Source organism: Bradyrhizobium sp. sGM-13, assembly GCF_018398875.1.
In the GTDB taxonomy this organism is placed as follows: domain Bacteria; phylum Pseudomonadota; class Alphaproteobacteria; order Rhizobiales; family Xanthobacteraceae; genus Bradyrhizobium.
In genome coordinates this window covers 213,503-236,498 of sequence record NZ_JAGWDK010000007.1, presented here as the reverse complement: position 1 = coordinate 236,498, position 22,996 = coordinate 213,503, and the positions used below count along the sequence as shown (strand labels likewise).

Sequence of the window (22,996 nt, the reverse complement as noted above, 5' to 3'; positions counted from 1 at the left end):
CCAAAGAGATACACCACACACAACGCGAGTAACACGCCATGAACTTCGATTTCTCCGACGAACAAAAACAGATGCGCGACGCGGCGCGGAAATTTCTCACTGAGAAATGCCCGCCGAAGGCCGTGCGCGAGGTGCTCGACGGCAAGGCGCCGTACGACAAGGAATTATGGAAAGGCCTCGCCGAAATGGGCTTCCTCGGCGTCGCAATTCCCGAACAGTTTGGCGGCGCGGGCGCAGGCCATCTCGAACTTTGCGTGATCGCGGAAGAAATGGGCCGCGCGAATGCGCCGGTGCCGTTCTCCTCCACGGTCTATCTCGCCGCCGAGGCGCTGCTGCTGGCCGGCTCCGATGCGCAGAAGCAGAAATGGCTGCCGAAAATCGCTTCCGGTGAGGCGATCGGCACGCTGGCGCTGTTCGAAGGCAAGGGCAATCCGTCACCGAAGGCGATCAAGCTGCAGGCTTCCGGCGGCACGCTCAACGGCGTGAAGAGGCCGGTGCCGGATGGCGCGATTGCCGATTTTGCCGTCGTTGCCGCGCGTACCGGTTCAACCGGTCGCGATTCCGATATCTCGTTGTTCCTGGTCGACCTCAAAGCCGGCGGCGTCGAGGCGAAGCCGCTGACCAATATCGATCCGACGCGCGGGCAAGCCGAGTTCACCTTCACGAAAGCGAAGGCCGAACCGCTGGGAGCGGCCGACGACGGCTGGAGCATCCTCACGCAAGTGCTCGACCGCGCCGCCGTGCTGCTGGCGTTCGAGCAGGTCGGCGGCTCCGATCGCGCACTGGAAATGGGCCGCGACTATGCGCTCGACCGTATCGCGTTCGGCCGGCCGATCGGCTCGTTCCAGGCAGTGAAGCACATGCTTGCCGACATGTACGTCTCGGCGACGCTGGCTCGCTCGAATTGCTATTACGGCGCCTGGGCGCTCTCGACCAACGCGTCGGAATTGCCGGAAGCCGCAGCGGCCGCGCGCATCAGCGCGACGCAGGCGTTCCAGCACTGCTCCAAGAACAATATCCAGGTTCACGGCGGCATGGGTTTCACCTGGGAGTTCGACTGCCACATGTACTACCGCCGCGCCAACGCGTCAGCGCTGACGCTCGGCAGCCTGTCGTATTGGGAAGATCAGTTGATTGATCGCATGCGCAAGAAGAACGCGGCCTAAGCTTGTGAGAACCGTAGGATGGGTAGAGCGCAGCGAAACCCATCAAACCGCGGGCTGAGGATGATGGGTTTCGCTTCGCTCTACCCCTCCTACGAAGCCGCCGAGGATTGAAAACATGAACTTCGACGACACCCCGCAGGAAGCCGCGTTCCGCGCCGAAGCCAGGGCGTGGATACGAGCAAACGCGCCGAAGCAATATGAGGAAGAACTTCGAAAGTCCTCGCTCGGCCGCACCGTGCTGAAGGGCGCCAACATTCTCGAGGTCGCGAAGGCCTGGCAGAAGAAGAAGGCCGAAGCGGGGTGGGCCTGCCTGCACTGGCCGAAGGAATATGGCGGCCGCGGCGCCTCGCCGATCGAGCGGGTGATCTGGCAGCAGGAGGAGGGACCGTTCGGGAAGCTCTCCGGCATGTTCATCATCGGCCACGGCATGTGCGGGCCGACCATGATGGCCTATGCCGGCGAGGAGCAGAAACGCAAATATCTGCCGCCGCTTGCTTCCGGCGAGAAGATCTGGTGCCAGCTATTCTCCGAGCCCGCCGGCGGCTCCGACGTCGCAGGGCTTCGCACCCGTGCCGAGAGGAAGGGCGACGACTGGATCATCAACGGCCAGAAGATCTGGACCTCGGGCGCGCATTATTCCGATTACGGCATCCTGCTGACGCGCACCGATCCCAATGTGCCGAAGCACAAGGGGCTGACCATGTTCTTCCTGGACATGAAGAGCCCCGGCGTCGAGGTGCGGCCGATCAAACAGGCCAGTGGCCAGTCCGACTTCAACGAAGTCTATTTTACCGACGTGAAGATCCCGGACTCGCAGCGACTTGGCGCCGTCAATGACGGCTGGAACGTCTCGCTGACCACGCTGATGAACGAGCGCATGTCGATCGGCGCCGGCGTCGCGACCGGCTTCCCTGAACTGTTCGAGTTCTGCAACAGCCTAGTGCTGGAAGATGGCCCCGCAATCGAGGATCGCAGCGTTCGTTCGAGGCTGGCGAACTATGCGGTGAAGGCCAGTGGCCTCCGATACACCAGCATGCGCGCGATCTCGGCGCTCTCCAAGGGCGAGCGTCCTGGGCCGGAAAATTCCATCGGCAAGCTGGTGGCGGGATCGATGGTCCAGGAAGTCGCGATGTATGCGCTCGACCTGCAGGGCGCCGCCGGCGTGCTGAGCGGGCCGGAAGACGCCGAAGTCGCCGGCAAATTCCAGGCGATGCTGCTGCGCGCGCCGGGCACCCGCGTCGAAGGCGGTACCGATGAGATCATGCGCAACATCATCGCCGAGCGCGTGCTTGGCTTGCCGGGTGATATCCGGGTCGACAAGGACGTGCCGTTCAACCAGATCCCGACCAAGGGAAGGACGTAACGAATTTGTAGGGTGGGCAACACGTAGGCGTTGCCCACCGCGTCACACTCAGATGGTGGGCTCGCTTCGCTTAGCCCACCCTACGCAGAACAAAAAAGGAAGACGCAATGAACTTCGACGATACGCCGCAAGAGGCCGAATTTCGTAGCCTCGCCCGCAAATGGATCGACGCCAACGCGCCGAAGCAATACGAGGCGGAGCTTTCAAAATCCTCGCTCGGCCGCATCCGGCTGGAGAAGGAAGACATCGTCGACGTCGGCAAGGCCTGGCAGAAGAAGAAGGCCGAAGGCGGCTGGGCCTGCCTGCATTGGCCGAAGGAATATGGCGGCCGCGGCGCCAGCCCGATCGAGAAAGTGATCTGGCAGCAGGAAGAGGGCGTCTACGGCAAGCTGACGCAGCCGTTCCAGATCGGCGAGGGAATGTGCGGCCCGACGGTGATGGCGTTCGGCAGCGAGGAGCATAAGCGCCATTATCTGCCGAAGCTCGCTTCCGGCGAACACATCTGGTGTCAGCTTTTCTCCGAACCCGCCGGCGGCTCTGACGTCGCGGGGCTTCGCACGCGCGCGGAGAAGCAGGGCGACAACTGGATCGTCAACGGACAGAAGATCTGGACCTCAGGCGCGCACTACTCCGACTACGGCCTCTTGATCACGCGCACCGATCCCAATGTGCCCAAGCACAAGGGCCTGACGATGTTCTTCCTCGACATGAAGAGCAAGGGCGTCGAGGTGCGGCCGATCAAGCAGGCCAACGGCATGCAGGAGTTCAACGAGGTCTATTTCACCGATGTGGTGATTCCCGACAGCCAACGGCTCGGCGCGGTCGGCGACGGCTGGAACGTGTCGCTGACCACGTTGATGAACGAGCGGATGTCGATCGGTTCGCGGCTTGCGACGGGCTTCCCCGAGATGTTCGAGTTCTGCTCCAACCTGATGACCGATGACGGGCTTGCGATCGACGATCCCGCGACGCGCTCAAAACTCGCGAACTGGGCGGTGAAGGCGAGCGGGCTGAAATACACCAGCTACCGCGCGATTTCGTCGCTGTCGAAGGGCGAACGGCCGGGCCCGGAAAATTCGATCGGCAAGCTGGTGTCGGGTTCGATGCTGCAGGATATCGCCACCTATGCGATGGACCTGCAGGGCGCGGCCGGCGCGCTCACCGGCGCGGATGAGGAAATGGCGCGCGGTCAGTTCCAGCAGATGCTGTTGTCCTCGCCCTCGATGCGCATCGCCGGCGGCACCGACGAGATCCTGCGCAACATCATCGCCGAGCGCGTGCTCGGCCTGCCCGGCGATATCCGCGTCGACAAGGACGTGCCGTTTAACAAGATCCCGACCAAGGGAAGAGGCTAACCGTCATTCCGGGGCGCCGCGAAGCGGCGAACCCGGAATCCAGAGGTTTCGGATCGAGATTCCGGGTCGCGCTATGCGCGCCCCGGAATGACAAAAAGGGAAGCGCCATGGATGCGAAAGTGCCGAATACCCGTTACGAGACGGCAGACCGCATCGGCATGCTCGAAGACCTCCTGAACGAGCGCTACTCCGTGCGCGCGTTCCTGCCGCGAGACGTGCCGCGCGAGACCATCGAGCATATCGTCAAGGTCTCGCAGCGCACGGCCTCATGGTGCAATAGCCAGCCCTGGCAGGTGCTGATCGCCAGCGGCGAGGCCAAGGAAAAGTTTCGCAAGGCGATCTATGCCGAAGCCGCCTCCGGCGCGAAAGATGATCATGATTTCCCGCCACCGCGCGAATATCTCGGCGTCTATCTCGAACGCCGCCGCGAGAGCGGTTTTCAGCTCTACAACACGCTTGGCATCGCCAGAGGCGACAAGATGGCCTACGCCAAACAGGCGCTGGAGAACTACAATTTCTTCGGCGCCCCGCATGTCGCTGTTATCCACACCGATGAGCCGCTCGGCATCTATGGCGCGGTCGATTGCGGCGCCTATGTCTCGAATTTCATGCTGGCGGCGCAGGCGCTCGGCCTCGGCACCATTCCGCAGGCAGCATTGGCGCGACATTCCGGATTGATCCGGCGTCACTTCAATCTGGCGGATGACCGGCGCGTGGTCTGCGGCATTTCCTTCGGCTATGCCGACCACGCCCACAAGGTCAACAGTTACCGCACCTCGCGCGCGAGTGTGGCGGACACGGTTACGTTTGTGGACGAGTAGCCCTTCTCCCCTTGTGGGAGAAGGTGGCATAGGCGGCCTATGGCCGTCTCTTAGAACGCCGATGCTTTGCATCGGCTATGGCGCCGGATGAGGGGCCTCCATCCGCGGAGACAACCCCTCACCCGTCTTCGCTTCGCGAAGCCACCCCCTCCCACGAGGGGAGAGGGGCAAAATGTTCAAACTCCGCGACCCAGCAGCTCCTCGGTGACCTCGTCGGAAAAGCGTTTTCGCATGCCGGCGACCATCACCCACTCGGGATCGCCTGGAATCGCCGTTGCGCCCGGCATGCCGTGATCGAGCAGGGCGCGTGCGCAGCCGAGCCAATCGCCGCCCTCGACCGGTTCGTTGCAGGACGCCCAACCCAAGGTGCCGCAGGCATTGTCGCCGTGGCCGTGCTGCTCGGTCCAATCAGCGCCGTGTTCAAGCAGGAAGCGCGTCAGCGCGGTATCGCCGCGGAACACCGCGAGGTTGAGCGCGGATGCTTCCCAGTCGCCGCCGCGCACCGCGATCGGCCAGCCGAGCCTGACCATCATCTTGACGACGTCATCGGCGCCGGCCGCGGCCATGTCAGGCAGTAATCGCAACTGTGCCGGCGACAACGAGGCCGGCAGGTCCGGCCGCCGCGAGCGGATCGCTCGCGCATCGGTTTCGTCGCCGCGCGCGCATGCGGCGACGAAGCGCTCTTCGTCGGAAACATCAGGTTCGCCCTCGCGCAGCAGGACTGCAACATCGGAGAGGCCGAACTGCAGCGCCAGCCTGTAGGGACTGATGCCGTCAGCGGTTGGCCGAAACCGATCGGCGCCAGCCTCCAGCAATGCCTTCACATGGCGGGGGCGCCGGCGGTAGATCGCCCATGCCAAAGGTGAGCCCCAATCGGTCAGCGGCTCGTTCCGCGCCGGCTCGTTCGGATCGCCGCCATGCTGCAGCAACAGTTTTAGCGCGGTGTCGTCTTCGAGATCGATCGAGCGGTAGATCGCGTTGCTCTCCGCGATCCGCGCGCCGTGCTCCAGCAATAGCTGCGTGCACGCCGGACTCTCCAATGAATGATAAAGCGATTCGCCGTCATTCGGATCCGCTCCCGCTTCGAGCAGCAATTTGGTCAGCACCGGATCATGGTTGCTGCCGGCCGCGCCATAGAGCGTCGAGAGCGGATAGCGTTGGTCGGGCTCGTTCAGCGATCCAGGCGGCCAGCGGCTGTAGATGTGCTGGTTGACGTCGGCGCCATCAGCGATGAGCAATTGCACGCAGCGATGCAGGCGCTCGCGAAATTCTTCCACGCGCAGCAGGCTCGAATGCGTGACCGCGAACAGCGGCGGTAATCGCAGCGGGCCGCCGGGACGGTTGATCAAGGCCGGATCGGCCTGTGTCGCTCGCCGCAGTGCGCTTTCGTCGCCGGTCGCGCAGGCGAGATAAGGATCGCCCGCGACGAGTTCGGGATCATCGGCCAGGATGCGCAGCGCGACGCGCGGGTTGGCGCGGTTGGCCGCGCCGCTGACGTCGCCGGAATAGATGAGCTGAGCCCAGTGCAGAACGCGAGTGGCGCGCTCGTTGCGCGCTGCCATCTGCACTTCGACGTATTGTTTCAGGTCGGGCCAGGAAGCAAAACCGTGCTCGCGGGCGAGGCATGATTGCGCGTCATGCAGGCGAAGTTCGAGAGATGCAATATCGCCGTCGCTGCGGCCGGCCGCCGCCGGCAGCGCATGCCGAAACCGCGCCATCGCCTCCGGGTTGCGGCTTCGATAGAGGCGGATCAATTCCTTGGCTTGTTTCTTCAGATGATCGAGATTCAATCGATCGGGAGACCGGTTCATCAGACACCTCCGTGCATGACATCGCCGACGGCCCGCAATACCGGCTGCACAAAGGCTCTAGGTGTCGCTCGAAAGCTGCAAGTGGGTTCAACCCTTCCCGCGGGCCCGGGCGCGGCTTGCACCGCAGGCGCCACAATATGGCTGCAGCAGGCAGGGGTCAACGTATCAGGCAAGCGGAAAATCCCGGTCGCTGGCGCGACCGGGATCTTTCTTTCAAACGCTAGTTCGATCAGTAGGCGCAGACGTTCACGGTGCGCAGGCGCATGCCACGGCGGGTTTCGACCCAGCGCTGCTGCAGGCAGCCGTTGAAACCGGTGTCGACATAGACGCCGCCGAAGCCGACGCCGATGGCAGGACCCCAACCGTAGCCATGGCCCCAATGATGGCCCCAGTGAGGGCCGTGGTAGAAGCCGCCGGCGGAAGCGGGCGCTGCAGCGGCAATGGTCAGCGAGGCGGCGGCAATCAGTCCGAGGGTAACCTTGCGAAACATACTCATTTTCTCCAGTTGCTTGGCACGAAGCCGTTGTTGCGTCCCTGCCCATCAGTCGGATCAGGCGCGGCTTGCGTTCACGGGCGACGGGGAGAATCGTGTTTCAGGAGTGTTTCGTGGTGATCGCACTAAGCGAATATCATGTCCCGGACGCGGCGCGGCATGAAATGACCGATGCTGAGCCGGGACCCAGTGGACCCCGGCATGCAGCGCACCACGCCGCGTGGACGGCGCGCTGCGCAGAATCCGGGGAACGCGGGCCTCAGAATTTCGGCGGCCGCTTTTCCGCGAATGCATCGATGCCTTCCTTGATCTCGGCGCTGCGCATGCTCTCGCGGTGGCGGAGGTCGGCGGCCTCTTCGTCAAGCTTGCCGCGGGCGAATTCGTTGATGACGCGCTTCATGCCGCGCATCGCCAGCGGCGCGTTGCCGGCCAGGATAGCGGCGAGACGATCCACTTCCTCGTCCAGCATCGCCACCGGCACTATGGCAGTGAGGTAACCGATCCGCAGCATTTCCGGCGCGGTGATTTTTTGCGCGGTGAGAAACAGCATCTTTGCATTGTCGACGCCGAGCCGCGAGACGTAGCGCTTAATTCCGCTCTTGTAGTAGTGCAGGCCGAGCCGTGCCGCCGGCATGAACATTTCGGCCGTATCGACCCCGATACGGAAATCGCAGGCCAGCGCCAGGTCGGTCGCGCCGCCATAGACGCCGCCATTGAGCCGGCAGATCGTCGGCACGCCGAGGTCCTCGAGCCGATCGACCACTGCTTCGAATGCCGATCCCGCGCTCGGCTGTTCCTTCTCGCTGATCGCTCGGTCCGCGACCGAATTGAGATCATAGCCGGCGCTGAACGCGCGGCCGGTGCCGGTCAGCACCAGCACGCGGATCGCGGGATCGGCCTCGATCCGGTCGAACAGTTTCATGAGTTCGCCGAGATCCTCGCTCTGCAGCCGGTTCAGATGTTTCGGCCGGTTGAGGCGGATGGTGGCGCGCGGGCCGCTGATATCGAGGACTGGTGCGCTCGCCGCTTCGGACATTCTGTTCTCCATTATTCTTTTGTCTGTCTTGGCACGCCGTCGGGCCGGGAGGACCGCCAAATGCCTTGTTAAAACCCAGGCCGCGGCCGGCACTGTCCAGCAAGCGTCATTGCGGTGAATTTTACCCCGGAAAGGTGAGAATCCCGACAAATAGTCGCGTTTTCCTCGTATACCAAAGCAAGCCCGCGGACATTACGATAGCGGGTGCGTGAATTTAGATCACTCCCTGAAGAAAATTGGTTGGCCTCCAATGGATACGTCTCATCTGGCACAACACGCGGGAACGGCCGGTGCGCTGTTTGCCACGATCTTCGTCGTTGCCACCACGACGATGAAGACCATGATCCCGTTGCGGGTCTTCGGTATTCTCGCCAACGTCATCCTCATCATCACCGCAATTCCCGCCCGAAACTACCTGGTCATGGTGGTGCAGTTGATCATGCTGCTGGTTAATTCCTATCGGCTGCACCAGATGTTGCAGTTGGTGCGCGACGTCAAAAAATCCGTCAACAGCGATCTGTCGATGGAATGGTTGAAGCCGTTCATGACCGAGCGCCAATGCCAGGCCGGCGAAATCCTGTTCTACAAGGATGAGAAGGCCGAGGACATGCTCTATATCGTCAGCGGCAAGTTCAAGCTGGTCGAATCCGGCATCGTGCTGCCGGTCGGCGCCATCGTTGGCGAGCTCGGTATGCTGTCGCCGTCGAACATGCGAACCCAGACGCTGGAATGCGTCGAATCCGGCCTCATCCTCAGCGTCAGTTACACCAAGGTTGAGGAGCTCTACGTGCAGAACCCGGCCTTCGGCTTCTATTTCCTGCGGCTGTCGAGTGCCCGGCTGTTTCAGAATATTGAAACGCTTGAGCGGCGACTGGCACAGCAGTCTGCGCCGGCAGCCGAGCCGAAACCCGCGTAGAGGCCGGAGCCCAAGGAGTGTCAGACCGCGGTATTCTGTCGTCGTTGCGTTATCTCTTCGCCGATTTCATCGGCGACGATGACGACGAGCCGCCGTTCCTGCCCGAAGGACTGCCGGAGCCGGTGATGGCGGTGGCGAGCGAGGCCATCCATCTCCTCATCGACTATCAGGGCCCGGGCTACGCCCGCCTCTATGTCGACCGGCTGCGGCGGTTCATCGGCAAGCGAGGCGTTGACGACGTGATGCTCGGCGAAATAGCGCGGCTGATGGCGATGCGCATGAGCTATCAGGACCCGATCCGGATCGCGCAGCTCAAGCTCGCCGAACTGCACGGCCCGCCCGGTGCGTCGGCCGGGTCCGTCGAGGTCAAAAAATTCCGGCTTGAAGAGCTGATCGGCGCGCTTCCCGCCGTCATCGCCGAATACCTGCTCGATGCGCTGGAGTGGGTGGGATGGACGCACAAGCGTGTCTCGATCCGCTTTAGTACGGCAAGTCGCTTTGGCATTCGCCGCCTCAAGATCGAGGCGGGGCTGCGGCGATGGCGGCTGCTTTCAGTGCGTTACGCCAAGGAGCGGGTCTGGGTCGAACGCTGGCTGCACATGATCGACCGCAGCCTGACCAAACAGCCCCAGGCCGCGCCCACGATCATCCAGACCGCGACCATGATCGAGGGCTATGGCGACGTCTATCGGCAGGGCATGGCGGACTGGAACGCGATCATCGACGGGCTGGCCAAGCCGACCTTCGATGGCGTGCTGGCCTTGTCAGATCTCGCCGGCGCGATAGCCGAAGCGCGCGCCGCCGTCTCGCCCGACCCGCGGCAGACCGCGCTTAAACGCAAGATCGCCGAGATAAGGGCACGGGTGTCCGCCGGTGCGGATACGGCAGTTCGTTAATTGTAGGTGGGCAAAGCAACCGGTTCGCGCGAATGCGCGCCCGATGACGGGCTCCGCGTGCCCACCGTCAGGACCTCCCGCATGGGTAGATGGTGGGTACGTCGCTGGCGCTCTCTTGCCCACCTTACAAGAACTCGGGTTTACGCGCTTTGCGCGGTCTTCACGACCACGACCTTGTCGTCCTGCGGATGATCATGCGCGGCATGCCGCTTGAGATGTTCGCGGCGCAGGCCGATTTCGTCGCGCACGAATTCATAGCCGAGCTTGAGGGTATCCAGCCCATCGCTACTGATGGTGCCGTCGCGCAAGCCGATCACCAGCCGCGCAGGATCGCTTCCAGCCGTCCTGCAGTTCGTCGAGCGCGTCGAAAGAGTTGGCGTATTCGCGTTCGCCGATATCGAGGATCGCCGTCGCGAGTTGGCTGGGCTTTTCCGGTGCGATCCGGGTGACTTTGGCGTAGATGGCGGCAAAGATCGAGCCGATGACGCTGAGCGCCAATAGCGCCACATACATCAAATCGCTGTAGCGCTCGACAAAGGACTTGGTGTCGTGGTTGATGTATTCGGCAGCGCCCGGATGCGCCACGACGAAGGCGTCCTTGTCGGTCTCTGCCGGCTCGATCTTGGAGGCGAAGCCGTCGGGTAGCGCAAGCTCGGCCTTATTCTCGTAGATGATCCGCGCAAGATCGCCCACGGTGGTGGTCGAGAGCTTGGATTGGGCGACCAGCAGCCATTCGAGCCCGATCGTCTCAATGTCTTCCGCAGGGACGGCTGGGGAGGCGGACAGCATTCCGGCCACCCCACACCACGGCGGTGAGGACTAGCGTCAGGATGGAAAACAGCAGGATCTGGGTCCGGTTGCTCTTGACCGCCCGCATGCGGCGACGCGGCATTTTCGGATGCGGCGTTGGGGCTTCAGCACTCATGGCTCGTACCCGGGGGCAGGGGCGTTGCGCCGGCTGAGCTGGCGTCGCGGGCCGTCCGAATGAATTCGTAAATATATACAAAAGAATGATAATTTTGCCCGCCAGCCGATGGTAGCCCTCTCCTAGGGGATTGCAGACCGCGCCGGCCGGGCAACCTTACCCCCGGGGCCGCGCGGCGCGAGGTTGCCGCAGTATCGCAGTTCCGCCACACCGTGCGATTTTCAGACTACCCACAGGTGCATTCCGCCGCGGGAGATGTCATAAATAATGCAACGTTCGAATAGTCCGGGTTTGACAAGAACATTGCGCTGACAGCCTAGGCCCCGGTTTTTTCGCCATCTCGTCAGTCCCAGCCAAAGGGCGTCAGCTTTGTTGTTCCCTTCGATGTCGTCCTCGATCCCGGTAGGTGCGCTGATCGGATGGATGCTGCTTCTCACGGTGAAGCACGTCATTGCCGATTTCATGCTGCAAACTTCCTGGATGGCGATCGGCAAGGATCAAAAGACCGGCTGGGCGATGCCGCTGCTCGCACATTGCCTCGTGCACCTTGCGGTATCGCTGGCGTTGATCCTGATCGTCGCGCCGCGATTCTGGTTCGTCGCGTTTATCGATTTCTTCATCCACATCACCGTCGACCGCCTCAAGGGGATCATCGCCTCCCGGTTCGGCGTGACGCTTGAGAACGAGCATCCGTGGTTCTGGACACTGATCGGCGTCGATCAGGCGCTGCATCATCTCACCGGTTTCGGCCTGGCGATTTTCATGGCGGCGAACTGATCCCGCCTGGCGCCATGTGTCCAATCTTCTCCGAATTCGGAAGGCGCACCCACGCTGGCGCGAATCACGTTCTGATTCCGGTTCATGCGTCATTGGCAAGCGCCCCGGAACACTACTGGTGCAGGTGGTTAACCCTTCATTAGAGAATTACGCGGCATCTTCCGGATAGGGAGAACCCGCAATGTTTTCAAGCCGCGCCGCCTTCGAGAATGATTTCTGTCCGGTCCGGGACGAGCTGCTCGGCGAGATGTATCGCGCCAATCCGCACGGGCTGTCGCGGCTGGTGGAAAGCGTTTCATCCGACGTCCGTGCCATGCTGGCACTGTTCTGCTACCGCCGCAGCCACCTCCACGCGTTGGCCATCGCCATCGCCGCGAGCTGCACCGAACGCGAGCTGATCCATTTCGGCGGCCGGGTCGGCTCCACGCTCTACGCGCTGTCGCGCGAACCCGCCGCGCGTTCCGCCTCGTCGTCATCTAACGGCCGCAAGCCGATCACCCTTTCGACCAAGCCGCTCTCGACCTTCAAACCGATCGAAGATGAGATCGACGACGAAGATTTTGCGGAAGCCGTGACGGCGTAAAGAACGCTCAAACTCTCCGTCGTCCCGGCGAACGCAGGGACCCATAACCACCGGCCTTGGTTGGTTATCGAGCGACAGTCGTTCTGCTCTATCGATAGATCACGCGGTATGGTCCCTGCGCCCGTGCGCAATTGCGCACTAGGCAGGGACGACAACTAATATCACGCCAGCACCGGCAATCCGTGCCGCTTTCGCGCCATCGCGCATTCCACGTCACCGGGCATGCAGGTGCGGCACACCTCGGGCCGCACCGGGTAGACCAGGCACGACGTCGTCTCGCCGACCTTGCCTGACAGAGCCGAACAGCGATCGCCGTCGCAGCGCATTCCCGACAACCGTTCGTTGATGAATTGTTCTGGGATCAGGTCGAGCGCCGCATCGTCCTCGGTGGTGAAACGCGGCCAGTTCTGCGAGTAGCTGCAGCAGGCGCCGCAGGCTTGGCAGGGGTTTTGGTTGTCGGCGGCGATTCCTTGCATGTTTCAGCGTTTAGCCCGGAATGACGGCCGCGACCAGCGAGCGGCCTCAAGTATCCTTTGGCGCCTCCCAGACCAGGCTTCGCCGCCATTTCGCCCGCAGGATATCGCGCCGTTCCGGATATTTTTCGTCGTGGTAGACCGCGTCGACGACGCGGTCGGTGCGGAAGCTGCGAAAATCCTTCCGCAGTTCGCACCATGCCGCCAGTATCCGCACCGCCTCGTGATAGCCGACCGCAATCGGCCAGATCGTGCGCTGGCTGTCGCGGCCATGCTCGTCGCGATAGTTCAGCGTGATCTTCTTACCGTCGTGGATCTGCGCCCGTGTTCGCACCATGTCGATGCGGTCGGGCTCCCGGTTCCAGGCTCGCCGGGCGCGGCTGGCCGGCTCCAGCACAAATGGCCGCAAGCGCTCCGGCACTGTCTCGGCGACTTTCGCCATCAAGTCCTGGGCGGCGCGCGCCAATGCGGGATCGGCGTGGCCGACCACCCATTGCGCGCCGAGCACGCAGGCCTCGATCTCATCTGGCGTGAGCATCAAGGGCGGCAGGTCGAATCCCTTTTCCAGGATGTAGCCGACGCCGGCTTCGCCGCGGATCGGCACGCGCTGTTCGATCAGGGTCGTTATGTCGCGGTAGATGGTTCGCTTCGAAGTCTCCAGCTCCGCCGCGATCGCGTCCGCAGTCAAAGGCTTCCGGGTGCGCCGGAGCACCTGAATGATTTGAAACAGCCGGTCGGCCCGTCTCATGGCTCGTCTCTTTTCCTGATCGATGACCCGCGATGCTGACAGCATGTTGGCAGCAGGGGTTTTGTATATCGGGACAACACCTCAATTAAAGGGAACTTGTCCATGACGATTTTCAGCGAATTCGGCCTTCGGCGAAGCCGCGGACCCCTCGTGAATGCCCATCGATTTGCATTGGAACAGCTCGTCTCCATCCACTGCGTCACCACCGACCTGCGCTGGGCGACGGTTGAGCTGGCATGGCGTTCGCTCGTCGCCATGTGCGCCCTGGCGCAAGAGCAGCTTGCGTCGTGGGCGCGCAAGCCCCGTTCGCCGCGGCAGGAGGAAGGCGGCCGGCACTGCTGCTGCTGACACCATGGTGGCAGCAGGGGGGCGCTAGCCTCGGCCCGCGTTTTTGAGATCGGGAGACCAGCATGATTACCCTCTACGGCTTCGGTGCCGGCTTCGGCCTGCCGGAGATCAGCCCCTTTGTGACCAAGACCGAGGTCCAGCTCAAGATGGCCGGTCTTGCCTATCGCAAGGAGAAGGCCAAGCCGCCGGCTTCGCCCAAGGGGCAGTTGCCGTACATCGTCGACGAGGCCGAGACGATCGCCGACTCCACCTTCATTCGCGCGCATCTGGAGGCCAAGTATGGTTTCGACTTCGATGCGCCGCTCAGCCTGCAGGCGCGGGCGCAGGCCTGGGCGTTCGAGCGGATGATCGAGCATCATATTTATTGGGCGCTGGTCGGCGCGCGCTGGGTCGACGGCGACAATTTTGCCAAGGGCCCTGCGCATTTCTTCGACAGCGCGCCGGCGCACCTACGCGAGAAGATGCGCGAGGACGCCCAGTTCCGCGTCGCCGAGAACTACCTGCTCAGCGGCCTCGGCCGCCACGCCCCGGACGAGGACATCGATCTTGCCGCCCGCTCGCTGTTTGCGCTGTCGGTTCAGCTCGGCGACAAGCCGTTCTTGATGGGCGAAACACCCTGCGGCATGGACGCCACCGCGTTCGGCGCGCTCGCCGGAATCCTGACGCCGTTCTTCGAGTCGGCGCTGCGGCAGCGGACCGAGCAATTCGCCAATCTCACCGCCTATGTCGACCGGATGATGCTGCTGTACTATCCGGAATTCGCCTGGGCGCCGGTGCAACAGCAGGCCGCCTGATTACGACGTTGCCGCTGGGTGCCGGCCCTTCAGAGCGGCCAGCTCCGCTTCGAGCTCGGCAATGCGGGCGTCGCGCATGGCCAACGCCTGGGCGACGTCGGCAGCATCGAACTTCTGCGGAATGTGCTGTGGGCAGTTGGTGTCCCACGCCGCTATCCTGAACAGGATGACCTGCTCGGGGCGCGCTTTGTAGCCGTGCGGCATCAGCGATTTCGTCAGCGCCGGATCGTCTTCCACCACGCGCGCCTCGCCCCAGATCTTCACACGCCGGCGATGCGCATAGTCCATCACGAAAATATGTGCCTTCGGATTCTCCGATAGATTGCCCTGGCTGATGTACTGCCGGTTGCCGCTGTAATCGGCGAACGCGATGGTGTTCTTGTCGAGAATTTTGACAAAGCCCTTCGGCCCGCCGCGGTGCTGTATGTAAGGCTGGCCGTCGGCGGAAGCGGTCGCGAGATAGAAGCTCGTGGTCTCCGCCAGGAAGCCGGCGAGGTTCTCGTCGATCTCGACGCGCCAGCCGCCGCGCGCCTCGACGCTGGCATAGGCCTCGCGCGAGCCCTTGCGGGTCTGGATCGCCTTCACCGCCGGGGTGAAGGCAACGTCGCTGGAATAGGTGTGAACGTCAGACATCTGAGCCTCCCGTGGAGCGCCTAAATGATCGTCCTTCGGCCTTTAAGATGGATGTTTCCGTAACTTAAACAATCTTTGGAATTGACACTTCACTATTGCTGGATATGCAATAATAGGATGGACCGGCTCGATGCCATGCAGGCCTTTGTCGCGGTGGCTGACCTGCGGGGCTTTGCCCCCGCGGCACGCAAGCTTGGGCTGTCTCCGTCCGGCGTGACGCGGCTGATTGCGGCGCTGGAGGATCGTCTCGGCGCGCGGCTGCTGCAGCGGACGACGCGGCAGGTGACGCTGACCGACGCCGGCTCGCGCTATCTGGAGCGGGCGCGGCGGATCCTTGCTGACGTCGAGGAGGCCGAGGGCGCTGTCGCGGGCGAGCGTACGCGCCCCGAGGGGCAGCTCGTCATCTCGGCGCCGGTCGGGTTCGGCCGGCTGCATGTCAGCGCAATCGTGACCGCCTATCTGAAGCGCTATCCCGACGTCGGCGTCGATCTCCGCTTGTCCGACCGCATGATCAACCTGGTCGAGGACGGTGTCGATCTCGCGGTTAGAATCGGCCATCTGCCCGACTCGACGCTGGTGGCGCGCCATGTCGGCGAGATGCGGCGGATCGTGGTGGCTTCGCCCGGCTACCTCCGGGCGCGCGGCGAGCCGCAGCGGCCGCGGGACATCTCGGCGCATGACACGATCCAGTTCGGCGCCATGACCGCAGCGCTCGACTGGCGTTTCGTCGAGGACGGCCGCGAAATTCGCGTCGCCAGCACGCCGCGCTTTGCCACCAACAGCTCGGATGCCGCCATTCAGTATGCCGAGCAGGACGGCGGGCTGACGCGGGTGATGGCCTATCAGGCCGCCGAATCGCTGAAAGCGCGGCGTCTCCGAATCGTGCTCGCGCCGTTCGAACAGCCCGCGATGCCGATCCACATCGTCTATCCGACCTCGCGGCTGCTTTCGGCCAAGGTGCGCACCTTCGTCGATCTCGTAACCGAAATCGCCGATTGGCATTTCGGGTAGGGTCGTCGTTCCGGGGCGATGCGAAGCATCGAAGCCGGAACCTCGAGATTCCGAGTCTGGTGCTGGCGCACCATCCCGGAATGACATCACTCCTTCTTCGGCACCACCCGAAACGTCGCATTGGCCCGCGCGATCACGGCGTCATCGGCCTTGATCAGGCTCTGCGCGAAGCAGATCGTCCTGCCGGTCTTGACCACCTCGCTCTCGACTGCGAGCCACTGCCCGACCTCCGCGGTGCCGACGAAATCGACCGCCAGCCCGATCGTCACCAGCGACGACACCCCGCCCGTCACATGGGCGCAGCTATGGCCCATGGCAGCATCGGCGAGCGCCGCGATCAGCCCGCCATGGATGAGCCCTCGGCCGTTGGTGTGCGGTTTTGCCAGCCGCAGCCCGATGATCACGGCCTTGTCGGTCTTCTTCGAATACAGCGGCTCCCAGGGATCGGTAAGCGGGCTCTTGCGGGAGCGCGGCTCGAAGCCTTGGGGAATGTCGGATGCGGTCATTGGCGGCTCGCGGTGTGCCGAGGTTTTCAGTCATTGAACGCAAGGCGGCCGCGATGTCATCGCCTACAAAGTTTTAAACGGGATTTGCAAGCACGTTTGAAAAGGCATGACGGCGGAGCGACGTAGGGTGGGCAAAGCGAAGCGTGCCCACCATCATCATACACTCCGCAAGAATGGTGGGCACGCTGCGCTTTGCCCACCCTACAACACCTTAAAACGGCAGCCCGACATAATTCTCCGACAGCGATGCCGACGCCGCCTTCGAGTTGACGACGTAATCCAGCTCGGCGAGCTGAATCCGTGCGCCGAATTCGCCCTGGTCCGGGAATTTGTGCAGCATCGAGGTCATCCACCACGAGAAGCGCACCGCCTTCCAGACGCGCGACAATGCCTTGGCGGAATAATTGTCGATCCCGGCCGAAGATTTCTCATCGTAATATTCGCGCAGCGCCTGCGAGAGGTAATGCACATCGCTGGCGGCAAGGTTCAGGCCCTTGGCGCCGGTCGGCGGCACGATGTGGGAGGCGTCGCCGGCCAAAAACATCCGGCCGAACCGCATCGGCTCGGCGACGAAGCTGCGCAGCGGCGCAATGCTTTTTTCGATCGAGGGGCCGGTGACGAGTTCGTCGGCCGCCTTCTGGTCGATCCGGCGCTTCAGTTCGTCCCAGAAGCGCTCGTCCGGCCACTGGTCGATATGATCGTCGAGCGGACACTGCACGTAATAGCGGCTGCGTCGGGTCGATCGCATGGTGCAGAGCGCGAACCCGCGCGCATGGTTCGAGTAGATCAGCTCGGGGCTGACCGGCGGCGTCTCCGAGAGGATGCCGAGCCAGCCGAATGGATAAATCCGTTCAAAGGTCTGGATCGCGGACGGCTTTACGCTGGCGCGGCTGACGCCGTGAAAGCCGTCGCAGCCGGCGATGAAGTCGCATTCGATCTCGTGGGTGACGCCGTCCTTGACGTAGCTGACGCGCGGGCGGTCGGTATCGAAATCGAGCGGTTTGACGTCAGCGGCCTGGTAGATGGTGGTGAGGCCAGCCGCCTTGCGCGCGTTCATCAGGTCGAGCGTCACCTCGGTCTGACCGTAGATCATGACGGTCTTGCCGGTGGCGCCGTGCAAGTCGATTCGGTGCCGCGCGCCGCCAAACGCCAATTCCAGACCATGGTGGACCAGTCCCTCGCGATGGGCGCGCTCACCGGCGCCTACCTCGTCGAGCAGCGCCACTGTGCCCTCCTCGAGCAGGCCGGCGCGGATGCGGCCGAGCACGTATTCGCCTGTCTGGCGCTCGAGAATGACGTTATCGATGCCGTAGCGGTGAAGTAGTTGCCCAAGCAACAATCCTGCCGGACCTGCACCTATGATTGCGACTTTTGTCCTCAATACCCGCTCCTTCCGGTATTATAGGTTTCAAACCGGCGGTTGCCCCAGGCTTGCAATGGTAGTTATCTTGCAATGGTAGTTATATCATATAACGGTTTTGGCAAAGGACATTGGCGCGAAACAGTATGAATGTACTTCGCAGCGGTGCACATGGCGACCAGGGGAAGAGGAGACGCCGCGGCTGAACGTTCGCCTTGAAAACGCGGGCGAGTTAGATAACATGTTAATTAACAAGGTCGGGCGATCGAACAGCCCGCGTGCCAAGGGAGAGGATGCCGATGAGGAAAGCATTTCTGGCGATGCTGCTGGCCGCCAGCGTGACGCCTGCGCTGGCGCAGGAAAAAACCTTCGAACTGAAAATATCGCATTGGGTGCCGGCCTCGCATCCGCTGCAGAAGGCGCTGGAGGAATGGGGCGCGGCGGTCGAGAAGGAATCCGGCGGCACCGTCAAGTCCAAGGTGTTCCCGGCGCAGCAGCTCGGCAAGGCATTCGACCACTACGACATGGCGCGCGACGGCATCGCCGATGTCACCTATATCAACCCGGGCTATCAGCCGGGGCGGTTTCCACTCATCGGCGCCGGTGAATTGCCCTTCCTGATGTCGGACGCCAAGGGCGGCTCGATGGCGCTGGACGCCTGGTATCGCAAATATGCCGAGAAGGAGATGAAGGACGTCAAGTTCTGTCTGGCCTTCATCCATTCACCGTCGACGTTCCATTCCCGGACGAAGAAAATCGTTACGCCCGAAGACATCAAGGGCATGAAGATCCGGCCCGCCCACGCCACCATGGCGAACTTCGTCACCCAGCTCGGCGGCACCAACGTGCAGTCCTCGGCGCCCGAGGTCCGCGACATCATCGAACGCGGCGTGGCTGACGCCGTCACCTTCCCGTGGGGCTCGGTAGTGCTGTTCGGCATCGACAAGGTGACGAAGTATCACATCGAAGCGCCGATCTACGTCACGACCTTTGCCTTCGTGATGAACAAGGACAAGTACAACCAGATGTCCGACAAGCAAAAGAAGGCGATCGACAACAACTGCAACACGGAAGCCTCCGGCCGCGTCGGCGAACCCTGGGGCAAGTACGAGGATGCCGGCGTCGAGAAGATCAAGGCGATGTCGGGTCATGAGGTCTATAAACTGACGCCGGAGCAGACTGCGCAGTGGAAGAAGGCGGCCGAGCCGCTGGTCAAGACCTGGGGTGAGGGCGTCAAGAAGAACGGCGGCGATCCGGACGCAGCGCTGTCCGAACTCAAGGCCTCGCTCACCAAGTACAACGCGCTCGCGCAGTAAGGCCGAAGCCGTACCGAAGAGGCTGCGCTCCCTCTCCCGCGCTTGCGGGGGAGGGCTGGGGTGGGGGTCGTGCCGCATAACGCATGCTGGAGTTCGGGGAGAGAGCCCCCACCCGCTGCGCTTCGCGCCGCGACCTCCCCCGCAAGCGGGAGAGGTTAAGTGAGTTCGCGGCCAGACCTATTCAATCAACCGGCATCAGTCGATGGGGAGCTCCGCACATGAATCGCGCGTGGATGGATCGTTTCATCGACACGATCGAATGGATCGCGGCCGGCTTTGTCGGCATCGTGGCGCTCAACATCTTCATCGGCGTCCTCTTACGCAACACTTTCAATTATGCGATCCCGGATTCGTTCGACATCGGGCGCATGCTGCTCGGCATCCTGATCTTCTGGGGCATCGCCGCCACCAGCTATCGCGGCGGCCACATCACGGTCGATCTGATCTGGGCCAATGTCGGCCCGAAATACCAGCGCATGATCGACGTGTTCGCGACGCTGGTGCTGCTGTTCGTCGTCACGGTGCAGACCTATACCCTGTTCGACAAGGTGCGCGGCACCTACAACGACAATGTTCTCACCTTTGAAATGCACATGCCGACCTGGCCGTTCTTTGCGATCGCCTGGGCGGGCGATGCCGCCGCGGTGCTCCTGATCGCGATCCGCACTTGGCGGCTGGTCTTCCATCCGGAAGACATTCATGACGCCAAGATCAAGACCGTGGAGTAGGCGCCATGAGCACCGATACCGTCGCGGTCCTGGGATTTGGCGCGCTGTTCGTGCTGATGGTGCTGCGCGTGCCGGTCGGCATGGCGATGGGCCTCGTCGGCGTCTGCGGCTTCGGTTATCTGGTCGGGTTCACACCGGCGCTCAAGATGGTCGGCCAGACCTCGATGCGCACGGTGACCGACTACACCTTCGGCGTGATCCCGATGTTCCTGTTGATGGGCGCGTTCGTCAGCAATTCCGGCATGAGCCGCGAACTGTTTCGTGCTGCCAACGGCTTTGTCGGCCATCTGCGCGGCGGGCTTGGCATTGCTACCGTCGGGGCCTGCGGCGGTTTTGCCGCGATCTGCGGCTCGTCGGTGGCGACCGCCGCAACGTTCTCGGCCGTCGCCTATCCGGAAATGCGGCGCTATGGCTATCCGCAATCCTTTGCCACCGGCGTCATCGCGGCCGGCGGCACGTTAGGCGCCATGTTGCCGCCATCGACGGTGCTCGCCGTCTACGGCATCATCACTGAGCAGGACATCGGCAAGCTGTTCATCGCCGGCATCATCCCCGGCCTGCTCGCCATCGCCATGTACATGCTTACGATTTCGCTGATCGGCTGGTTCCGGCCGGACTTCCTGCCGGCGGGTCCGCAAACCAAATGGCGCGAGCGCCTGGCCGGCCTGAAGAACATCTGGGCGCCGGTGCTGCTGTTCATCTTCGTAATCGGTGGGCTGTACGGCCTGCCATTTCTGCCGCGCTTTACGCCGACGGAGGCAGGCGGCGTCGGCGCCACCGGTGCATTCCTGATCGGCGTGCTGACGGGAAGGCTGAACAAGGAAAAGATCCTGGGCGCGTTGCTGCAGGCGACGCGCACCGCCGCCGCGGTGTTCACGGTGCTGATCGGCGCGCTGATCTTCGGCTACTTCCTGACGGTGACTCAGACCCCGCAGAAGGTCACCGAGCTGCTCACCGGCCTCGGGCTCGGTCCCTACGGCATCCTGGCGCTGATCATGGTGATGTATCTGGTGCTGGGCTGCCTGATGGATGCCATGGCCATGATCATCCTGACGGTGCCGATCATCTTTCCAGTGATCGTCCACCTCGGTTTTGATCCGATCTGGTTCGGCGTCATCATCGTGATGACAGTCGAGCTTGGCCTCATCTCTCCACCGATCGGCATGAATGTCTTTGTCATCAAGAGCGTCGTCAAGGACGTGTCGTTCTCCACGATCTTCCGGGGCGTGATGCCTTTCGTGGTGACGGACTTGATCCGGCTGGTGATCCTGATCGCATTTCCAATGCTGGCACTGTGGCTGCCGCAGCGCATGGCCGGATAGGGCTGTTACGATGACCCCACAGCTTTCGACCCAGTACGTCTTCACCATCACGGCGCGGATCGGCGAGGTGATTTCGGCGGGCGAGATCGGCACCGGCGTGCGCCGGATCATTCCGATCATCGGCGGCGAGGTGAAGGGCGAAGTCAACGGCAAGGTTCTTCCCTTCGGCGCCGATTTTCAGATCATCCGCCCGAACGAGCTCATCGAGCTGGAAGCCAAATACGCTTTCGAGACCGACGACGGCGCCGTCGTCTATGTCGAGAACAAGGGTCTGCGCTTCGGCCCGGTCGAACTGCTGCGGAAGCTCAAGCGCGGCGAGCCGGTTGATCCGAAATTGATCTATTTCCGCACCGTGCCGAAGTTCGAGACGGGTGCAGAGAAATATCGCTGGCTGATGCAAAACCTCTTCATCGCCTCCGCCGCCCGCCACGCCGACCGCGTCGTCATCGACGTGCATCAGGTGCTGTGAGCCTTTCTTACGCTCCTGGGGAGGGTGAACAGCTACGCCGTAGTCGTCCACCCGCGAAGGCGGGTGACCCAGTATTCCAGAGACAGCAGTGATCGAACCGAGAAGCCGCGGGGTACTGGATCCCCGCATCCGCGGGGATGACAGTCGAGTGTTGCGTCGACGTCTCCGCGTCGTTGCGAGCGCAGCGAAGCAATCCATTCCACCGCTTGCGGAGATAGATTGCTTCGTCGCTGGCGCTCCTCGCAACGACGGGGAGGGACCGTAAACGCAACGACGCGCCTTGACTCCCGCCCGGCAAAATCGTTATAAAACATAACTATTCTGCGCAGGACCTAAAATTGCCCATGGGAAACGCCTCCACCGCCGCCGCGGGTCAATCCGACCTGCTCAAGATCGAGCAGAAGGGCGCGGTGCTGACCGTGGGCCTCAACCGTCCGGCCAAGCGCAATGCGCTGAACGACGGCATTATCCTCGCGATCCAGGATTGCTTCTCCAATCTGCCCGATGGCACAGGCGCGGTGGTCATCCATGGCGTCGGCGACCACTTTTCCTCCGGCCTTGACCTGTCCGAACTCACCGAACACGACGCCACCGAGGGCCTGCGGCATTCGCAAATGTGGCACCGGGTGTTCGATCGCATCCAGTATAGCCGCGTTCCCGTGATCGCGGCACTGAAGGGTGCGGTGATCGGCGGCGGGTTGGAGCTGGCCTGCGCGGCCCATATCCGCGTTGCCGAACCATCAGCCTATTTCGCGCTGCCCGAAGGCCAGCGCGGCATCTTCGTCGGCGGCGGCGGATCGGTGCGGCTGCCGCGCCTGATCGGGGTAGCGCGGATGATCGACATGATGCTCACGGGGCGGGTCTATTCGGCCACCGAAGGCTCGTCTTATGGTTTCTCGCAATATCTCACGGAGGCCGACGGCGCGCTGCCGAAGGCGCTGGAACTGGCGGAACGGGTGGCGGCGAACGCGCCGCTGACCAATTTCGCCGTGCTGCAGGCGCTGCCGATGATCGCGGAGGCCAACCCGCAAACCGGCCTGTTGATGGAATCCCTGATGGCGACTGTGGCGCAGAGCGACAAGGAAGCAAAACGCCGCATTCGTGCGTTTCTCGACCACAAGACCGCAAAGGTGAAGCCGACCTGAC

General features: G+C 62.8%; 24 protein-coding genes and 1 pseudogene. 16 read left to right on the top strand and 9 right to left on the bottom strand.

Annotated features, from left to right (window positions below):
• Positions 1 to 38 precede the first annotated feature (38 nt).
• The 4 genes from KJQ96_RS13350 to KJQ96_RS13335 all read left to right on the top strand — a co-directional run bounded on the left by KJQ96_RS13350 (position 39) and on the right by KJQ96_RS13335 (position 4,705).
• Positions 39 to 1,166 (top strand): acyl-CoA dehydrogenase family protein, encoded by a 1,128-nt coding sequence (locus KJQ96_RS13350; protein ID WP_213287042.1) that lies wholly within the window; start codon positions 39 to 41, stop codon positions 1,164 to 1,166.
• 115 nt (positions 1,167 to 1,281) lie between these two features.
• Entirely contained in the window at positions 1,282 to 2,529 is a 1,248-nt protein-coding gene (locus KJQ96_RS13345) for an acyl-CoA dehydrogenase (RefSeq protein WP_213287041.1), read from the top strand.
• Positions 2,530 to 2,636: 107 nt separating this feature from the next.
• Positions 2,637 to 3,884 (top strand): acyl-CoA dehydrogenase, encoded by a 1,248-nt coding sequence (locus KJQ96_RS13340; protein ID WP_213287040.1) that lies wholly within the window; start codon positions 2,637 to 2,639, stop codon positions 3,882 to 3,884.
• Between the two features lie 107 nt (positions 3,885 to 3,991).
• Entirely contained in the window at positions 3,992 to 4,705 is a 714-nt protein-coding gene (locus KJQ96_RS13335; RefSeq protein WP_213287039.1) for a nitroreductase, read from the top strand.
• A gap of 176 nt (positions 4,706 to 4,881) precedes the next feature.
• Here the strand turns inward: KJQ96_RS13335 and KJQ96_RS13330 are convergent, their stop codons facing one another.
• The 3 genes from KJQ96_RS13330 to KJQ96_RS13320 all read right to left on the bottom strand — a co-directional run bounded on the left by KJQ96_RS13330 (position 4,882) and on the right by KJQ96_RS13320 (position 8,045).
• A complete protein-coding gene (locus KJQ96_RS13330) occupies positions 4,882 to 6,516 on the bottom strand; it encodes a hypothetical protein (RefSeq protein WP_213287038.1) in 1,635 nt (544 codons plus the stop codon).
• Between the two features lie 229 nt (positions 6,517 to 6,745).
• Positions 6,746 to 7,006, bottom strand: a complete 261-nt coding sequence (locus tag KJQ96_RS13325; protein WP_213287140.1) for a hypothetical protein — start codon at positions 7,004 to 7,006, stop codon at positions 6,746 to 6,748.
• A 262-nt stretch (positions 7,007 to 7,268) separates the two neighbouring features.
• Positions 7,269 to 8,045 (bottom strand): enoyl-CoA hydratase/isomerase family protein, encoded by a 777-nt coding sequence (locus tag KJQ96_RS13320; RefSeq protein ID WP_213287037.1) that lies wholly within the window; start codon positions 8,043 to 8,045, stop codon positions 7,269 to 7,271.
• A 250-nt stretch (positions 8,046 to 8,295) separates the two neighbouring features.
• Here KJQ96_RS13320 and KJQ96_RS13315 point away from each other — a divergent pair, with 250 nt between their 5' ends.
• Positions 8,296 to 8,961, top strand: coding sequence for a Crp/Fnr family transcriptional regulator (locus KJQ96_RS13315; protein ID WP_028351732.1), 666 nt, complete (start codon positions 8,296 to 8,298; stop codon positions 8,959 to 8,961).
• Positions 8,962 to 8,978: 17 nt separating this feature from the next.
• Positions 8,979 to 9,857, top strand: a complete 879-nt coding sequence (locus tag KJQ96_RS13310; RefSeq protein WP_213287036.1) for a DUF6537 domain-containing protein — start codon at positions 8,979 to 8,981, stop codon at positions 9,855 to 9,857.
• Between the two features lie 140 nt (positions 9,858 to 9,997).
• Here KJQ96_RS13310 and KJQ96_RS13305 read toward each other — a convergent pair.
• A pseudogene (locus KJQ96_RS13305) lies at positions 9,998 to 10,652 on the bottom strand (TAXI family TRAP transporter solute-binding subunit); the annotation flags it as partial.
• Between the two features lie 553 nt (positions 10,653 to 11,205).
• Between KJQ96_RS13305 and KJQ96_RS13300 the strand changes: the two are divergent.
• Entirely contained in the window at positions 11,206 to 11,559 is a 354-nt protein-coding gene (locus KJQ96_RS13300; RefSeq protein WP_083754910.1) for a DUF3307 domain-containing protein, read from the top strand.
• A gap of 181 nt (positions 11,560 to 11,740) precedes the next feature.
• Complete coding sequence (locus KJQ96_RS13295) at positions 11,741 to 12,142, top strand: hypothetical protein (protein WP_213287035.1); 402 nt, start codon at positions 11,741 to 11,743, stop codon at positions 12,140 to 12,142.
• A gap of 161 nt (positions 12,143 to 12,303) precedes the next feature.
• On the opposite strand, the gene KJQ96_RS13290 is transcribed toward KJQ96_RS13295, so the two are convergent.
• Entirely contained in the window at positions 12,304 to 12,618 is a 315-nt protein-coding gene (locus KJQ96_RS13290) for a YkgJ family cysteine cluster protein (RefSeq protein ID WP_213287034.1), read from the bottom strand.
• Between the two features lie 46 nt (positions 12,619 to 12,664).
• Positions 12,665 to 13,363: a YafY family protein gene (locus tag KJQ96_RS13285; protein WP_028351726.1), complete on the bottom strand. Its 699-nt coding sequence runs from the start codon at positions 13,361 to 13,363 to the stop codon at positions 12,665 to 12,667.
• 102 nt (positions 13,364 to 13,465) lie between these two features.
• Between KJQ96_RS13285 and KJQ96_RS13280 the strand changes: the two genes are divergently transcribed.
• A complete protein-coding gene (locus KJQ96_RS13280) occupies positions 13,466 to 13,711 on the top strand; it encodes a hypothetical protein (protein WP_213287033.1) in 246 nt (81 codons plus the stop codon).
• 62 nt (positions 13,712 to 13,773) lie between these two features.
• Positions 13,774 to 14,505: a glutathione S-transferase family protein gene (locus KJQ96_RS13275; RefSeq protein ID WP_213287032.1), complete on the top strand. Its 732-nt coding sequence runs from the start codon at positions 13,774 to 13,776 to the stop codon at positions 14,503 to 14,505.
• Here the strand turns inward: KJQ96_RS13275 and KJQ96_RS13270 are convergent, their stop codons facing one another.
• The gene (locus tag KJQ96_RS13270; RefSeq protein WP_213287031.1) at positions 14,506 to 15,138 is read right to left on the bottom strand and encodes a pyridoxamine 5'-phosphate oxidase family protein; all 633 of its coding nucleotides are present in this window, start codon (positions 15,136 to 15,138) and stop codon (positions 14,506 to 14,508) included.
• Positions 15,139 to 15,255: 117 nt separating this feature from the next.
• On the opposite strand from KJQ96_RS13270, the gene KJQ96_RS13265 reads away from it, so the two are divergent.
• Positions 15,256 to 16,149, top strand: coding sequence for a LysR family transcriptional regulator (locus KJQ96_RS13265; protein ID WP_028351722.1), 894 nt, complete (start codon positions 15,256 to 15,258; stop codon positions 16,147 to 16,149).
• Between the two features lie 86 nt (positions 16,150 to 16,235).
• Here KJQ96_RS13265 and KJQ96_RS13260 read toward each other — a convergent pair whose 3' ends face one another.
• Together KJQ96_RS13260 and pobA are read right to left on the bottom strand one after the other, a co-directional pair.
• Positions 16,236 to 16,655: a PaaI family thioesterase gene (locus KJQ96_RS13260; RefSeq protein WP_213287030.1), complete on the bottom strand. Its 420-nt coding sequence runs from the start codon at positions 16,653 to 16,655 to the stop codon at positions 16,236 to 16,238.
• A 211-nt stretch (positions 16,656 to 16,866) separates the two neighbouring features.
• On the bottom strand, positions 16,867 to 18,036 hold the full coding sequence (gene pobA / locus KJQ96_RS13255; RefSeq protein ID WP_213287029.1) for a 4-hydroxybenzoate 3-monooxygenase: 1,170 nt from the start codon (positions 18,034 to 18,036) through the stop codon (positions 16,867 to 16,869).
• Between the two features lie 278 nt (positions 18,037 to 18,314).
• On the opposite strand from pobA, the gene KJQ96_RS13250 reads away from it, so the two are divergent.
• The 5 genes from KJQ96_RS13250 (at position 18,315) to KJQ96_RS13230 (ending at position 22,995) form a co-directional block, all read left to right on the top strand.
• The gene (locus KJQ96_RS13250; protein ID WP_213287028.1) at positions 18,315 to 19,331 is read left to right on the top strand and encodes a TRAP transporter substrate-binding protein; all 1,017 of its coding nucleotides are present in this window, start codon (positions 18,315 to 18,317) and stop codon (positions 19,329 to 19,331) included.
• A 218-nt stretch (positions 19,332 to 19,549) separates the two neighbouring features.
• Positions 19,550 to 20,059, top strand: coding sequence for a TRAP transporter small permease (locus KJQ96_RS13245; protein WP_213287027.1), 510 nt, complete (start codon positions 19,550 to 19,552; stop codon positions 20,057 to 20,059).
• A gap of 5 nt (positions 20,060 to 20,064) precedes the next feature.
• Positions 20,065 to 21,381 (top strand): TRAP transporter large permease, encoded by a 1,317-nt coding sequence (locus KJQ96_RS13240; RefSeq protein ID WP_213287026.1) that lies wholly within the window; start codon positions 20,065 to 20,067, stop codon positions 21,379 to 21,381.
• A 10-nt stretch (positions 21,382 to 21,391) separates the two neighbouring features.
• Positions 21,392 to 21,850 (top strand): DUF3237 domain-containing protein, encoded by a 459-nt coding sequence (locus KJQ96_RS13235; protein ID WP_213287025.1) that lies wholly within the window; start codon positions 21,392 to 21,394, stop codon positions 21,848 to 21,850.
• Between the two features lie 338 nt (positions 21,851 to 22,188).
• A complete protein-coding gene (locus tag KJQ96_RS13230; RefSeq protein ID WP_375293163.1) occupies positions 22,189 to 22,995 on the top strand; it encodes a crotonase/enoyl-CoA hydratase family protein in 807 nt (268 codons plus the stop codon).
• Position 22,996 lies beyond the last annotated feature (1 nt).